This is a genomic window from Streptomyces fuscigenes (genome assembly GCF_021556455.1).
Taxonomy (GTDB): domain Bacteria; phylum Actinomycetota; class Actinomycetes; order Streptomycetales; family Streptomycetaceae; genus Streptomyces; species Streptomyces fuscigenes.
Genome location: NZ_JAKGCV010000106.1, coordinates 1 through 14,597, shown reverse-complemented (window position 1 = coordinate 14,597; position 14,597 = coordinate 1). Strand labels below are relative to the sequence as shown.

Genomic DNA, 14,597 nt, shown 5'->3' with positions numbered 1-14,597 from the left:
GGCGGCCCCTGGAGGCCGCCCGGAGGGGCCCGGCAGGCGGCGGCCGCGAGGGCCCGCCGGGGCCGGCGCCGCATTACCAGGCCGCGGGGCGGCCGGGGCGGAAAGTCGCGATCACGCCGGACGGCACCGTCCGCCGCGTAATCTTCCGATGTTGTGGGTCATGCCACACCACGTCGGCAGATGGCGGACGGCCACCGAGAGAAGGACCCCGCACGTGACCCATCGCATGCGCCGCGCGCTCCCGCTCCTGGCCGCCCTGGCCCTGACCTGCGCGGCGGCGTGCTCCGCCGGCGCCGTGGGACAGGGACCCGGCGCAGCGCGGGCGGTCGCGGCGGCGGGCCTGGACGCACCCGCCGAGAAGGACGTCGCGATGCGGCTCGTGTCGAGCGCCGAGAACTCGACGCTCGACTGGCGGGCCCAGTACGGCTACATCGAGGACATCGGCGACGGGCGCGGCTACACGGCCGGCCTGATCGGCTTCTGCACCGGCTGCGGAGACCTGCTGCACGTGGTGGAGGCGTACGACGGGGCCCGGCCCGGCAGCGCGCTCGCCCGCTACCTGCCCGCGCTTCGCCGGCTCGCCGCGGCGGGCAGCGCCTCCCACGACGGCCTCGGCGAGGGCTTCGTGGCGGCCTGGGTGACCGCCGCGAAGGACCCGCGCATGCGCGCGGCGCAGGACACGGAACGTGACACGCAGTACTTCGACCCGGCGGTGGACCGCGCCAAGAAGGACGGTCTCGGGGCGCTCGGGCAGTTCTTCTACTACGACGCCGTCGTCATGCACGGCAACGGCCACGCGCCCACGAGCTTCGGCTCCATCAGGCGGCGCGCCCTGCGCGCGGCGCGGACCCCGGCCGAGGGCGGCGGGGAGAAGGCGTACCTCGCGGCGTTCCTCGAAGCGCGGGTGTGGGCCATGCGTCAGGAGCCGGACCACCACGACACCAGCCGGGTCGACACCGAGCAGCGGGTGTTCCTGAACGAGGGCAACCTGGACTTGCGGCCGCCTCTCAAGTGGAAGGTGTACGGGGACAGTTACCGCATCGAGCGGTGACGCGGCGCGCTCCCCGGCGGGCGGCGCTCGGCCGTACCGCGCGGCGGGTTCCCGGGAACGGAGCGGGCACGGCACCGGCGGCCCCGCCCCGGACGGCGCACGGCGGCGCCCCCTGCGCTCGGGCGGGGCGCCGCCGTGCGGTCCGGGTCCGCGACTCGGGCCGTCAGCAGGCGTAGCGGTTGTAGGGGACCTGGTAGGTGGCGTCGAGCGAGTGGTGCCCGTGGTGGCCGGCGACGTCCGCGTGGGCGGTCACCGTCGCGCTGCCCGTCTCCGTGGTCGGCTCACCGGTCGTGACCACGGCCGTTACCGCCGCACCGGGCCGGACATTCCTGAACGTACGGGCGGTGCCGTGCGCGTCGAGGGTGAGGGTGGCGGTGTGCGACGAGGCGTTGCGGGCCGACACCGTGATCCGGGTGTTGTCCTTGACGCACCGGGTCACCGCCGTCGACGTGACGGGGACCGCGCCCGGAGCGGGCGGGTTCTCGGGCAGGACGGTGACTGTGAACGCCTTGGCCGGCGCGACGTTGCCCGCGGCGTCGACGGACCGGTACTCGATCCGGTGCGTGCCGTATCCGGGCGTCCGCTGCGCGAACGGGGACGTGGACAGGCCGCCCGTGCCGAGGTTCCCGTAGATCAGGTCGTCGACGTTCGTACCGGTGGGCGTGAACAGGAACGGCTTCGAACTGTCCGTCGGCCAGCCGAAGTAGTGGAACCATCCGTCGCCGTCGACGCGGAACTCGGAGAACAGCGCGCCCTGCTGGTCGTCGTGCGCGGCCAGCGCGAGGCTGAAGGAGCCCTTGACGGTGTAGTGGGCGGTGCCGTCGGCGTTCCGGGAGACCTTGACCGGGTCCGAGACGGTGTAGTCGCTGACCGCCGGCGTCGCGTCGACGGTCCACTGCTGCTTCGCCACCGGTGCCCTGCCCGCGCGGGGGTCGCTCACGTCGGCCTCGGCGCGGTGGGTGCCCCGGCCGAGCCGGAGGGAGGCGAGGTGGAGGCTCTCCGCGTGCCCCACGACCCGTCCGTCCACGCGCCAGGTGACGTCGAGCGCGTGGTCGCGCGGGTGGCTCGGATCGACCCACAGCACCTGGTCGGCCCCCACCGGGTGGTCCGCCGGGGTGGCCAGCGTGATGGCCGGGGCGGTGTCCCCCGCGGCGGTTGCGGCCGTCGCGCCCACGGTCCAGCTGCGGGTCGCCGTCATCCGGCTGCTGTCGCGCAGGGCGGGGTCGCGGACGAACGGGGTGTCGTCGACGACCTTCACGCCGATCGTGTCGCCCGGCTTCGCGTGGAGTTCGCGCAGGCTGACGGAGCGGGTGCCGCCGCCGGTGCGCACGGCCCTGCCGTTGACGCTCCAGGTCGCGTCGAGGTCCTCGTACACGGGGTGCACGGTGTCGATCCACACCTCGTCCGTGAGCGCGAGCGGTGCGTCCGTCGGCGTCGAGTCCTCGATGAGGTTCACGGACCCCGACAGGGCCGCGGTCATCTGCTCCCGGCTGACCTGGTCCATGTAGTAGCCGAGGGTCTTCATCATCGAGTGCAGGCTCGGCCGCCAGACGCCCTCGGTGTAGTACATGCCGCCCTCGAACCGGCCGATGGTGCCGCCGGATTCGCTGCGCTCCCCCAGCCAGCGCCACCACTTGGCCTGCTGGTCGCGCATCTGCTGCTCCGTCAGGAGCGTGTGGTGGACGGAGGCGGGCTCGGGCCCTGTGTAGGTTCCGCTGGTCACGCCGCGCGTGTAGTAGTCGTACTCGTCCTGGAGCCCCCCGAAGGAGTGGCCGAGTTCGTGCGGTGCGATGAGCGCGGACATGGCGTTGCCGCCGGTCGCGGTGGCGTACGAGCCGCCGGCGCCGCCGTAGGTGTCGCTGTTCGCCAGGGCCAGGATCTGGTCGGCCGCCGGGGCGAGGGCCGCGTACTTCTTCGCGGCGGTGTCGTCCATGACGAGCAGCCGCTGGATTCCGGTGGCCGAGCAGCCGCTCCAGAGCTTCATGCTCAGCGGTGTCGTGCGCTTCGGCGAGGTCAGTTGCGGGTCGCAGCTGATCCCGGACTCCTGGGAGGGCGTCTCGACGGCGTAGACGTTGATGTAGTCGCGGTAGCTCTTGTACGGCTCCAGGCCCCACAGCACGTTCAGTTGCGCGTCGACCTGGTCGAGGAACTTCGGCATCTCGGCGGCGGTGTAGCCGTCGCCGAGCACCACGAGGTTCCAGCGGTTCGCGGGGTCGCCGGTCACCTGGACCGGGACGACCGTCGCGTCGTCGGCGGCGGCGCCCGCGGGCGCCGCCTCCAGTCTCGCGGCGTCCGCCGCGGCGGGTGCGGCGGTCAGCGTGCCGAGCGCCAGCACGATCGCGAGGAGGCCAAGCCACAGCCGTTTCACCACGGAACTCCTTCAGCAGCGTCGTGACCTGCCCGGCACGGCGGGCACGGGAGACCGTCGAAGTGCGGCGTGAGTGGGGGTGCGCGCGTGCGGGAGCGGCGGGCCCGGGAGGGAGCGCTGCCGCCCGTGGGGCGCCGCGGTGGGTCTTCCCTCCTCGAAGGGGCGGCGGCCGCGGGCGCCTGAAGCGTGGTCACACCTGCCCGTCGCCGGCACCGGCCGTGGTGTCCGTGCAGCAAGTCCTGTGCGGCGTTCACGGTAATCACCGTGGCCGTGACCTGACAAGGGGCGTACGGGCATGATCGCCGGGGGGCCGGGCGGCGGTGACCGGGCGGTGCCGTGCGGCGCGCGGGGGTGTCGCCGGGCCGGGAGGCCGCGAGGCTTCGCGGTGCTCTCCCGGCCCGGCCGGCCGCGGGCCCCCCGCTCGGGGGCCTTCGGCCACCGGCCGAGGGCCGTCCCCCTCGGCCGGAGCATGCGGATCCGGCGTGGCCCCGGCGGCGCGCGCGGGGCACCGCCGTTTCGGCAGCGCGCGCCGGGACCGGCCGACCCTACGCGGTGTCAGGCCCCGTCGCTGATGCGCGCGAGGCGCCTGGCCTCCGCCGCGGCCGCGCGGGCCACGGCGTCCTCGTCGACGAGGGTCAGGCGCCCGTCCTCCACCACCGCCCGGCCCCCGACGAGCGAGAGCGTCACCGGGGCGGGGGCACCGAGCACCAGGGCGGCGACGGGGTCGGCGATGGACGAGTGGGCCAGCGTGTCCATCCGCCACAGGACGAGGTCGGCGAGCTTGCCCGGCTCGATCGAGCCGATGTCCGCCGCCCGCCCGAGGACGCGGGCGCCGCCGTACGTGCCCAGGCGCAGTGCCTGACGGGCCGAGAGTGCCGCCTCGCGGTGCGCGCCCAAGCGGTTGACCAGGACGGCGTTGCGCAGTTCGGTGTGGAGCTCGCCGGACTCGTTGGACGCGGTCCCGTCCACCCCGAGCCCGACGGGTACCCCGGCGGCGAGCATGTCGGGCACCCGGGCGATGCCGGCGCCCAGCCGCGCGTTGGACGAGGGGCAGTGCGCGACCCCGGTGCCGGTGCGGGCGAAGGCCGCGATGTCGCCGTCGTCCATGTGCACGCAGTGGGCCATCCACACGTCGGGGCCGAGCCAGCCCGTCGACTCGAAGTACTCCGTGGGGCCCATCCCGAACAGCTCCTTGCAGAACTGCTCCTCCTGGACGGTCTCGCTGCCGTGCGTGTGCAGCCGCACCCCTTTGCTGCGCGCCAACTCGGCTCCCTCGCGGAGCAGTTCCGTGGAGATCGAGAACGGCGAGCAGGGTGCGACGGCGACCTGGGTCATGGCGTCGGAGGACGCGTCGTGGTAGCGGTCGACGGTCTCGCCGGTCGCCGCGAGGGCCTCGTCCAGCGACTCGACGGCGAAGTCCGGGGGCAGGCCCCCGGCCGAGGCTCCCCGGTCCATCGAGCCGCGCGCCAGCGTGAGCCGCACGCCCGTCCCGGTGGCGGCGTCCACGATCGCGCCGGACAGGTCGCCCGCGCCCTTGGGGTGGACGTAGTGGTGGTCGGTGGCGGTGGTGACGCCGCCCCTCGCCATCATCGCGAGGGAGCCCTGTGCGGCGGCCCGCACCATCGGCTCGTCGATGCGGGCCCAGATCGGGTAGAGCGCGACCAGCCAGTCGAAGAGGTTGTGGTCGGTGGCGAGCCCCCGGGTGATCCACTGGTAGAAGTGGTGGTGGGTGTTGACGAGGCCCGGTGTGAGCAGGTGGCCGGTGCCGTCGACCCGCCGCACGACGCCCGCGAGGCCCTCCGGCGCGGGGCCGGGGCCGACGGACTCGACACGGTCGCCCGCGACGACGACGTGGCCCGAGGCGTACTCGGTGTCCTCGGCGTCGACGGTCGCGACGGCGCAGTTCTCGATGACGATGCGCGAAGCCGCCATGGCGGTTTCCTCTTCCTGTCGTGGGCCCGCGGGGGCCCTCGGCGTACGGATCCGGGGGCCGAGCGGGGTGACGACCGGGTCCGCGGGTGCGCCGGCCGCCGGTGAGCCGCGGGCCGTGGCGCGTCAGGGGTGCGCAGATGCCCCCGCTCTCCCTCCTGGTCCCGGCCGGTGGGGCCGGGACGACGCCGGCGCGCGCGTCGAGGGCCGTGCTGTGTCCGCGTCCGCCGCGGACCGCCGGGTGGCGGGCGCACGGGGGTGGGACGGCTGGGTCCGGGACGGCCGCTCAGAGCGTCGTCAGGTCCGCCGGTATCAGCGCCTCGGCGCCGGAGCGCAGGACGGTGGCCTCGATGAGCCCGTAGGGGCGGTCCGCCGCGTGGTAGACCGTCCCACCGGGCGCCCCGGTCTCGTTCTTGAGGCCGAACGGCTCCATGTCCACGAGGAAATGGTGCTTGTTGGGCAGCGAGAAGCGGATCTCCTCTATGCCGGGGTCCTGTTCGATGACGCGGCTGCCCATGCGGTACATGGTCTGCTGGAGCGAGAGCGAGTACGTCTCGGCGAACGCCTGGACGATGTGGTCCCTCGCCCGTGCGTAGGAGGCGTCCCAGTCCGGAGCGGGCGCGCCGCCGGCGCCGTCCCAACCGTGGCGCCAGCGGGCGGAGACGTCGGTGGCGAGGATGCGGTCGTGCGTCTCGGGCAGCGTCGTGTAGGTGTCCCTGGCGTAGCCCCAGAACTCGGAGTTGGTCGAGTTCAGCACGGTCAGGTCCTTGAGGCCGGTGACGACCTCCGTGCGCGCCCCGTCGAAGGAGACCTGGGCGACCCGGGTCTCGCGGCCGCTGCGCACGAAGGAGTGGCCGGTGGCGGCCACCCGCTCCCAGGCGTACTCCTCGACGCGGATCCGCGCCCGGTGGATCTGCTCCTGGCCCGCCACGAAGTGCCGGGCGAGGACCGTGGCGAACTGCTCGGCCGACGCGATGCCGTGCTCCTTCGCGAAGGCGTACACGGTGTTCTTGGTGGTGTCCGTCGGCAGGACGTTGGCGTTCGAGCCGGAGTAGTGCACCTCGTCCATGTCGCCGGACAGGGAGACGGAGACGTTGAGGTCCTTGAGGTGGTGGGTGGTTCCGTCGCGCACGACGGTGACGACCCGGCACTCCGCCTTGCCGTACTGGTTCTGCCCGAGAACGGTGGTGGGCGTCTGCTGCATCTGCTAGCTCCCTCGGTATACGGAGTAGCCGAACGGGTTGAGCAGCAGCGGCACGTGGAAGTGCTCCCCCGGCGCCACGGCGAAGGAGACCGTGATCTCGGGGAAGAACGCGCCGCTGTCCCGAAGCGCGGGGGCGTCCTGCTGTGCCTCGGCTGAGGTGGTGGTGGCCGCCGTGCCGGCGGGGGTGGCGGTGACGGTGTCGGTGCCGGTGATGTTGCTCATGCCTGACGTGCCGGTGATGCCGGCCCCGCCCGCGGGACCCGCGTCGGGCCGCGTGCGGTCCGCCGCCGGCGCGAGGTACTCCCCGGTGCCGAAGACGAGCCGCGCCTGCCGTGCGTCCGCCGGCAGGGCCGGGAGGTCCTTGCACCGGCCGTCCGCGTCGGTCGCCGACGCGCCGAGCTCGGCCCAGGCGGTGCCGCCGGCGCCCCGGGCCGACAGGACCACCGGCACCCCCGGGGCGGGACGTCCCGAGCTGGTGTCCAGGACGTGCGTGGACACGGACGCCGAGGCCCGCGCCAGCAGGCGGGTGAGCCGGAGCCGGTTGATCCTGCCGAGTTCGGTGCGGGTCTGAGCCCGTTCCTGCTCCGGCGTGAGTGCGTGGCGCCGGACGAGTTCGTCCCGCATGTACTGTGCGCTCGCGCCGGTCGCGCAGATGAGGAAGACGTGGCCGAACCGTTCCTCGTGGGCGAGGTTCAGCTCCGCGATCTCCGCGCGCAGCGCCTCGGGCGCGTCGGCCATGCCGCGCTGTTCGTGCGAGGAGACCGGGTCGCCCGGGGCCGGCCGCCCGATCGGGGCGTGGGAGGCGAGGGCCTCGTCGAGCCCGGCACCGGTCAGTGCCCCGGTGGCGGCGTCGCTGGCGGCGAGCACTTCCTCGGCAGTGCCGTACGGACGTCCGTCGGCCAGCCGTTCGCACCAGACCGACGCGGAGCACACCTCCCGCAGCGCGGCGAGCACCGCGGGGTGCGGCGCGTTGTTGAACCGAGCGAGGGGGGACGTCACCGAGGCCTCCTGGCAGTACTGGACCGGCTGCGCTCAGCTAACGCCCTCGACGGAGGCTCCGTCAACAGTTTGTTGAAAAATGGCCCGGCGTGGTTCCGCTCCCGGCGCGGCCCCGCCTCCCGCGCGAGCCTCCCCGGCGCCTCGTGCCACCGCCCCGGGTCTCAGGAGGTCTTGTCGCGGTTGAGGTAGTTGTAGACGGTGAAGCGGCTGACGCCCAGCGCCCCGGCCACCGTCTCGACCCCGTGCCGGACCGAGAAGGCGCCGCGCGCCTCCAGCCCGCGCACCACGGACTGCTTGGCGCGCCGGTCCAGTTCGGCGAGCGGCTTGCCGTGGGTGCGTTCCAGGGCCGCGAGGATGTGGTCCAGCGAGTCCGCCAGCTGCGGCAGGCGCACGGCCAGTACGGGGGCCTGCTCCCAGGACAGCACGACGTCGTCGGGGCCCGCGTCCGCGGGGCTGAGGACCTGGCCGCCCATCGCGTCGACCAGCGGCCGTACGGCGGCGACCAGCGGGTGGTCGGGCTGCTCGGTCACCTGCCGCCCTCCGCGAGGACGTTGACCTGCACCGATATCCGGGTGGCGCCCGCGCCGAGGGACGCGCGCAGCAGGCCCGCGACCGCGTCGAGCACCTCGTCCGCCGGGCCCTCCGCCGTGTTGCCGAACGGGCCGACGTCGAAGGCGTCCAGCCGCGCCGCCGCCACGACCTCGCGGGCCACGACCGCGTGCTCCGGCGCCTCTTCGAGATCGAAGGGCTCCGTCGTGTACTCCACCCTCAGCCGCACTGTGCCCCCACGCGATAGCTGTGACCTGTGGCTTCCCGACCGACGATAGCGACTCTAACGGGCGCATGGGGCGGCCGCGTCCCGGGGATGCCAGGTGCATGACCAAGTCCGACACGATCACCTGGATCCGTCTCTCCGCCGTCCGCCTCCCGCTCCCCGTGCCCGTCAGCGACGCCAAGGTGCTGACCGGCCGCCAGCGGCCCATGACCGAAGTGGCGCTCCTGTTCGCCGACATCGCCACCGCGGAGGGCCACCGCGGCATCGGCTTGACGTACTCCAAGAGGGCGGGGGGACCGGGGCAGTTCGCCCACGCCCGCGAGCTGGCCCCCGCGCTGCTCGGCGAGGACCCGAGCGACATCGGCAGAATCTGGACGAAGCTGGTGTGGGCCGGGGCGTCCGTCGGCCGCAGCGGCCTCGCCACCCAGGCCGTCGCCGCCTACGACATCGCCCTGTGGGACCTGAAGGCGCGGCGGGCCGGCCTGCCGCTGGCGAAACTCCTCGGCGCCCACCGCGACAGCGTGCGCTGCTACAACACGTCGGGCGGCTTCCTGCACGCGCCCGTCGGCGAACTGGTCGAGAACGCGTCCGCCGCCGTCGCGCGCGGCATCGGCGGCGTGAAGATCAAGGTCGGCCATCCCGACCCGCGCGAGGACCTGCGCCGCCTGACCGCCGTGCGCGAGCGGCTCGGCGACGGCGTGCCGCTGATGGTCGACGCGAACCAGCAGTGGGACCGGCCCACGGCGCGGCGCATGGGCCGCGCTCTGGAGGAGTTCGGCCTGGTGTGGATCGAGGAGCCGCTCGACGCGTACGACGCGGCCGGGCACGCCGAACTGGCCGCCGCGCTGGACACCCCGGTGGCGACGGGCGAGATGCTGGCGAGCGTGGCGGAGCACCGTGAGCTGATGCGCCTGGGCGCTGCCGACGTCCTCCAGCCGGACGCGCCCCGCATCGGCGGGATCACGCCGTTCCTGCAGCTCGCCGCCCTGGCCGACCTCGACCATCTGCAGCTCGCACCGCACTTCGCGATGGAGATCCACCTGCACCTCGCCGCCGCGTACCCGGCCGAGCCCTGGGTCGAGCACTTCGACTGGCTTGAGCCGCTGTTCGAGGAGCGGCTGAGCATCGAGGACGGCCGGATGCTGGTGCCCGGCAGGCCGGGGCTCGGCATCACGCTCAGCGAGCAGGCCCACGCCTGGACGACCGAGGTCTTCGAGGCGGGCGTCGCGCCCTGACCCCGCCGGACGTCACGTCCTGACGCACCCTGACGCCCCCGGGCCTCGCGTCCCGGCGCCCCGGATGGCGCACCGCCGACTCCGCCGGGACGCCGGTCGCCGGATCCGCGGGAGGGGCGCGGCGGCCTGCCGCCGCCCGTCGGCGGCCCTCAGCCCGAGCAGGCGTGCGGGAGGAACGCGACCGTGCGGCCGCCCTCCTCGACCTGCCGGTGCACCAGGTCGCTCGCCTGCTGCACCTTCCGCAGCTCGGTCCGCAGGCTCCCGGGGTCCGCGAGGAAGCGCAGCACCGCGTCCGTGAAGGCGTCCCGCACGAGCGGGGGCAGCGCGTCCGAGGCGTCCCAGCAGTACCGCGCCCCCGGCTCGTGCAGGAGCTTCGCGAGGCGCTGCGCCACCGGGTCGCCCTTGTACGCGGACGGTGGCACCGCCGTGTCGGCCGACAGCCCCGCCCGGTGCTCGGCCAGCCAGGTCCGCTGCGCCTTCTCGCTCGTCATGTAGCGCATGAACCGGTCGGACAGGGGCGTGCTGCGGAACAGGGCCGCGAGGTCGCCGCTCACCTCCCAGCGCGCGTCCGAGGGACGCGCACCGGGGATCACGTCCGCCGAGGGCTCGTACGTGGGCGAACGGCCCTGCCAGCCCGGGTCGAGACGGGCGAACGCGGGCAGGTGCTCCAGGGAGCAGCCGGCCGCCTTGCCCGGCGTGCCCGCCGCCTCGGCGAAGCCCGTCGTCAGCGCGGCCTCGGCACGGGCGGGGTCCCCGGCACCGACCATCGTCCTCCAGGTCGCGAACGCCTTCCTGACCTCCGGGGTGTCCCAGCCGCGCCCCTTGCCGGCGGCGAGCTCGTCGTACAGCGCGGGGCCGTCGTCGCCCTGGAGGAGGATGTCCTCGACCCAGTCGGTGCCGGGCCAGCCGGAGGTCGCGGCGGCCGCCATGCCGAGGCACCAGGCGGCCGGCCGTGCCGCGGCCTCCCTCACCTGATCGGGACTCATCGGGGCGTGCCAGACCAGCGACTTGACGTCCGCCTTGACCGGGACCCAGTAGCTGTGCCCGGCACCCGGCCCGCCCGCCCGGATGTTCCACACACCGGGGTAGTCGCTCATGTCGACGATGCCGTCCAGCGGGACGAGGCGGCGCTGCGCCGCGTAGCCCGCGAGTTCGCCGGGGCCCGGCACGATCGCCACGTCGGGCGGGCTGCCGGTCCCGCTGTCGGCGGCCAGTATCTGGCTCTCGGCGGAACTCCCCTGGAGGTCCACGCGGATCCCGGTCTCCTCCTCGAACGGCGTGACCACGTCGTCGCGGAACGCGGCGAGGTCCGCGCCCGTCCAGTTGACGAGCACGCTCACCGAGCCGGGCGAGCGGTTGGGGTCGAGGGCGAAGGCGAGGAAGGCCGCGACCAGGGTCAGGCACATCCCGGCGATTCCGGCGGTACGGGCCGAGGGGCGCCTCATCGCGTCCTCCTGAAGCGGTAGTCGTTGACGCGGGGCCACAGTCCGGCGGCCACGAGGCCGAGGAGCACGGCGCCCACCACGAGGACCCACCAGGCGAGACCGGCCCGGAAGCCGCTGCCCGCGAGGAACCGGGCCACGTCCTTGCCCGCGGCCTGGATCCTCCCGGCGTCCCCGGTGCCGACCGCGAGCGCGCCGCGGACGTCGCCGTAGGCGGACGCCGTCCACGACGCGAACACCGCGAGCACGGCGACTCCGCCCGCCAGCAGCGCGCAGGCGGCGAGCAGGGGCCGGTTCCAGCGGCGCCTGAAGCGCAGGCGGAGGTAGACCTGGGTCTCCACGAGCGCCACGATCAGGGCCGCGCCGAACACGAGGGTCAGGGCCCAGCCCGTCCACAGGGCGGGGCCCACCGAGGTCTGCCGGCCCACCACGGCGCGCTGCCGGTGCTGAAGGCCGGCCAGCAGTTGCGTGATGCCCTCGTCCCCGTCCAGCACCTGCTGGGCGAAGTGCAGGTAGCCGGTGCGCAGCGGCCCGGGCGGCTCCTGGTGCGCGAGCTGGACGAAGTTGCCGTAGGAGGTCAGCAGTCCGGTGACGGTCTGCAGGGTCTGCCGGCCGGACAGCCCGGTGACGTCCTCTGCGGACACCGCCGCGAGGCTCGTGCTGACGACGGTGAGATGGCTCTGGAAGTCGGCGCCGGCGGCCGGGTCCTCGTCCTCCGCCCGGGCCTGGTCCAGCGCCTGCCGGGCCGTGTCGAGGGCGAGCACGGCGGGCGCACTGGTGTCCCGCAGCGGCACGGCCGTGCAGAGCAGTCCCTGGTACGAGCCGAAGAGGGCGCAGGTGGCGGCGGTCGTGAGCGCGAGCAGCAGCCAGAGCCTGCGCGCGAGTTCGCGCGCGGTGCCGCTCACGCGTTCCTCGCGATCACGTGGCCGCTGTCGTTGCAGTACGTGGCGCCCACGGGCGTCGGGCAGCCGCAGACCGGGCACGGGAGGGTCGCGACCGTGTCGGCGTCGAGGGCGGCCTCGATCTCCGCCGTGGACGTGCCGGGACCGAAGGTGCTGTGGCCCGTCGAGGTGATCAGCCGCTGGAAGTCGACCACGTGCGACCCGTCCCGCAGCCGCACACGGCCCCGGGCCGCGTCGTCGATCTCCACGAGGCGGCGCAGCCGGTCGAGCGTCCGCTCGGCGCGCAGCCGGTGCGCCACCGCGACGGCGGCCCCCAGGCGCTCGGTGGCCGTGGCCCGGTCCCCCCGCCGGAAGGCGTCCAGGGCCGCTCCGGCGGCCTCGCCGAGCCGCTTGTGGTCCGCGAAGTGCCCTACGGCCGGGCCCGGTGCGCCGGACAGGGCGGGGTCGTCCGTCCAGTGCACCTCGCAGGCGCGCGCCGGTGGGAGCGCCACTCCCGCGGCCCCGTCCGGGAGGAGCACCGACACGGCGGCGAGCTGCAGGTCCTCGCCCTGCGGCGCACCCTCGGGATCGGCGCTCAGGCAGACGTGGTAGCGGCGGCTCTCGTCGCCCCAGGCCCGCGTCAGGTACTCGGTCGCCGCTCCGGACGGCGTGCCGGTCAGCTCCAGTTCGGTGGGGAAGACCTGCTTGACGAAGCGCACGGAGGCGCCGGGCGAGGGCGCGACGCGCAGCACGATCTCCGGAACGGTCTTGGAGAGCAGGTCGCCCATGAGGGCCCGGTACTCGGCGGCCAGGTCGGCGACTTCGTCCACGCAGTCGGCCCTGCCGTGCAGGGCGCTCGCGACCCGCATGAGTTCCCGGGCGTCCCAGTCGTCGCCGATGCCCCAGCAGTCGCACACGAACCGGCCCTGGCAGGCCTCCAGGACACCGGACAGCGGCAGCACGCTGTCGTGCAGGTTCTGTCCGTCGGTCAGCAGCAGGACGTGTCCGATGGGCGTGGGCCTGGCCGCCAGCAGCCGTCTGGACAGGTCGAGCCACGTCCCGATGGAGGTGCCTCCGACGGCGTCCATGGCACGTACCGCGTGTCCGGCCGCGTCGCGCTGACCGGCGTCCATGCGTGGCACGATCCGGTCGGCCGTGTCGGGGGCGACCGGGGCCGCGGGGACCGCCTCGCCCCCGTGCCCGTAGCCCTCCGGGTGGGCCGTGCTCGCCGTGTCGGTGCCGCGGACCACGGCGAACGGGGTGCCGTCGGGCAGCATGTGCAGGGCGGCGACGGCCGCGTCCTTCGCGGCGCGGAACTTCTCCTGGGGGGAGGACATGGAGCTGGAGCAGTCGACGACCAGCACCTCCGCGAGCTTGTCCCCCGAACCGCCGCCGCCGGAGCCCTCGACCCGGACGGTGACGATGGCGTGGATCTCCCGTTCGCGCCGCCGCGCCGACAGGTACTTGTTCTGGTGCACGTCGAGCCCGATCCTGATGCCTTCGGAGCCCCGCTCGTCGGTCGCCGTCGTCCTCACCTCCGGTGGTCAGTGGTGCGTCTGCGCGCGGTCGGTGGTGCGTGTGCATGCTGCCGGTGGTGCGGGTGGTGCGGGTGCGGTCGCCGGCCCGCGGCCTGCGGCGCGTGTGCGGGTGCGGCCGGTGGCGCGGATGCGGCCTGTGGCGCGTGTGCGCATGCGGCCGGTGGCGCGGATGCGTGCCGGGCGTCCCGCGCTCCCGTACGTACGCGGCCCACGCATCAGAACCTGCTCTCCGGCCTGACGTCGTGGGCCCGGTCGAGCAGCGCCCCCAGCTCCCGGGCGTCCGCCGCCTGGCCGGCCAGGGCGCGCAGTGCCTCGAAGTACCTGCGGTCCAGGTCCGCCGCGTCCGCCCCGAAGAACTCGCGCTCGTGCAGGGGCGCCTGCCAGCCCTCGGCGGGCACGCAGGCCCATGCCGTCCCGAGGACCTCGGCGGCCAGCCGTGCGGCCGCCTCCCCCTCCAGGTCCAGGCGCTCGAGCCGCTCGTGCGCCCGCACCAGTTGCCCGGCGGTGGGCGGGTGGCCGTCGAGGCATCCGGCGAGCACCCGCACCGCGGCGATCCGGGCGACGTCGTGGTGGCGCGAGGTGGCCGGTACCGCGTCCAGGACCTTCACGGCCTCCTCCCGCTCTCCGTCGCGCAGATGGACGCGCGCGAGGCCGAGGGCGGCGCTGCCCTGGCTCTTGTTGCGGCGCCAGACGGCCTCGTAGTACCCCTTGGTCAGCGAGCCCGCGGCGCCCCCGGCCTCCGAGCAGTAGCCGAGGGCCAGCTTGGGCGCCCACTCGCCCGGTATGAGGGTGTAGGTGACGGCGAACTCGTCGGCGGCCCTCGCGACTTCGCCGCGGGTGAGGTAGAGGACGCCCGTGTGCCAGGGCAGCCGCCAGTCGTTCTCCGCGCTGCCGCCCGAGCCGTCCGAAGCCGTCCGCAGGCGCTCCCTCGCCCGGTCGAGCCAGGCCTCGGCCTGCCCGGTGTCGCCCGCCTCCAGGTAGGCCCGGCAGAGCCAGAAGGCGGCCTCGGGTGTGCGCAGGCTCGCGTTCCCCGAGGACTCCGCGGCGATCCGGTCCGGGCTCTGGGTGGTCTGCTGCGTGAGGACGACCGTCGCCGGGTCGGCCGGATCGGGCAGCGGCACCGGCAGCGCGCGCGCCGCCTCCGCCGGGCCCGGCGCCGCGGTGCGCGGCCCCTC

Annotated in this window: 12 protein-coding genes; 2 read left to right on the top strand and 10 right to left on the bottom strand. The window is 74.6% G+C overall.

Annotation, left to right across the window (positions count from 1 at the left end; all coding sequences use genetic code 11):
* Positions 1–226 precede the first annotated feature (226 nt).
* A complete protein-coding gene (locus L1885_RS11860) occupies positions 227–1,051 on the top strand; it encodes a chitosanase (RefSeq protein ID WP_235797032.1) in 825 nt (274 codons plus the stop codon).
* A gap of 163 nt (positions 1,052–1,214) precedes the next feature.
* Here L1885_RS11860 and L1885_RS11855 read toward each other — a convergent pair whose 3' ends face one another.
* From L1885_RS11855 to L1885_RS11830, 6 genes are all read right to left on the bottom strand, one after another.
* On the bottom strand, positions 1,215–3,422 hold the full coding sequence (locus L1885_RS11855; RefSeq protein ID WP_235797030.1) for a M64 family metallopeptidase: 2,208 nt from the start codon (positions 3,420–3,422) through the stop codon (positions 1,215–1,217).
* 552 nt (positions 3,423–3,974) lie between these two features.
* Positions 3,975–5,351 (bottom strand): 8-oxoguanine deaminase, encoded by a 1,377-nt coding sequence (locus tag L1885_RS11850; protein WP_235797029.1) that lies wholly within the window; start codon positions 5,349–5,351, stop codon positions 3,975–3,977.
* A 283-nt stretch (positions 5,352–5,634) separates the two neighbouring features.
* On the bottom strand, positions 5,635–6,552 hold the full coding sequence (gene pucL, locus L1885_RS11845; RefSeq protein ID WP_235797028.1) for a factor-independent urate hydroxylase: 918 nt from the start codon (positions 6,550–6,552) through the stop codon (positions 5,635–5,637).
* Between the two features lie 3 nt (positions 6,553–6,555).
* Positions 6,556–7,551: a 2-oxo-4-hydroxy-4-carboxy-5-ureidoimidazoline decarboxylase gene (locus L1885_RS29150; protein ID WP_235797027.1), complete on the bottom strand. Its 996-nt coding sequence runs from the start codon at positions 7,549–7,551 to the stop codon at positions 6,556–6,558.
* A 161-nt stretch (positions 7,552–7,712) separates the two neighbouring features.
* Positions 7,713–8,024 carry a helix-turn-helix domain-containing protein gene (locus L1885_RS11835; RefSeq protein WP_235797031.1) on the bottom strand — a complete coding sequence of 104 codons (312 nt, stop codon included), beginning with the start codon at positions 8,022–8,024 and terminating at the stop codon, positions 7,713–7,715.
* Between the two features lie 53 nt (positions 8,025–8,077).
* Entirely contained in the window at positions 8,078–8,329 is a 252-nt protein-coding gene (locus tag L1885_RS11830; protein WP_235797026.1) for a YkoF family thiamine-binding protein, read from the bottom strand.
* Between the two features lie 98 nt (positions 8,330–8,427).
* On the opposite strand from L1885_RS11830, the gene L1885_RS11825 reads away from it, so the two are divergent.
* Positions 8,428–9,561 (top strand): L-talarate/galactarate dehydratase, encoded by a 1,134-nt coding sequence (locus L1885_RS11825; protein ID WP_235797025.1) that lies wholly within the window; start codon positions 8,428–8,430, stop codon positions 9,559–9,561.
* A gap of 149 nt (positions 9,562–9,710) precedes the next feature.
* Here the strand turns inward: L1885_RS11825 and L1885_RS11820 are convergent, their stop codons facing one another.
* The 4 genes from L1885_RS11820 to L1885_RS11805 all read right to left on the bottom strand — a co-directional run.
* A complete protein-coding gene (locus L1885_RS11820; RefSeq protein WP_235797024.1) occupies positions 9,711–11,006 on the bottom strand; it encodes an ABC transporter substrate-binding protein in 1,296 nt (431 codons plus the stop codon).
* Positions 11,003–11,908, bottom strand: a complete 906-nt coding sequence (locus L1885_RS11815) for a hypothetical protein (RefSeq protein ID WP_235797023.1) — start codon at positions 11,906–11,908, stop codon at positions 11,003–11,005. The genes L1885_RS11820 and L1885_RS11815 overlap by 4 nt, the downstream gene beginning before the upstream one ends.
* A complete protein-coding gene (locus L1885_RS11810; RefSeq protein WP_235797022.1) occupies positions 11,905–13,419 on the bottom strand; it encodes a vWA domain-containing protein in 1,515 nt (504 codons plus the stop codon). Before L1885_RS11810 ends, L1885_RS11815 begins: the two co-directional genes overlap by 4 nt.
* 218 nt (positions 13,420–13,637) lie before the next feature.
* Positions 13,638–14,597, bottom strand: a 960-nt coding sequence (locus L1885_RS11805) for a tetratricopeptide repeat protein (protein WP_235797021.1), incomplete at its 5' end; no start/stop codon positions are given.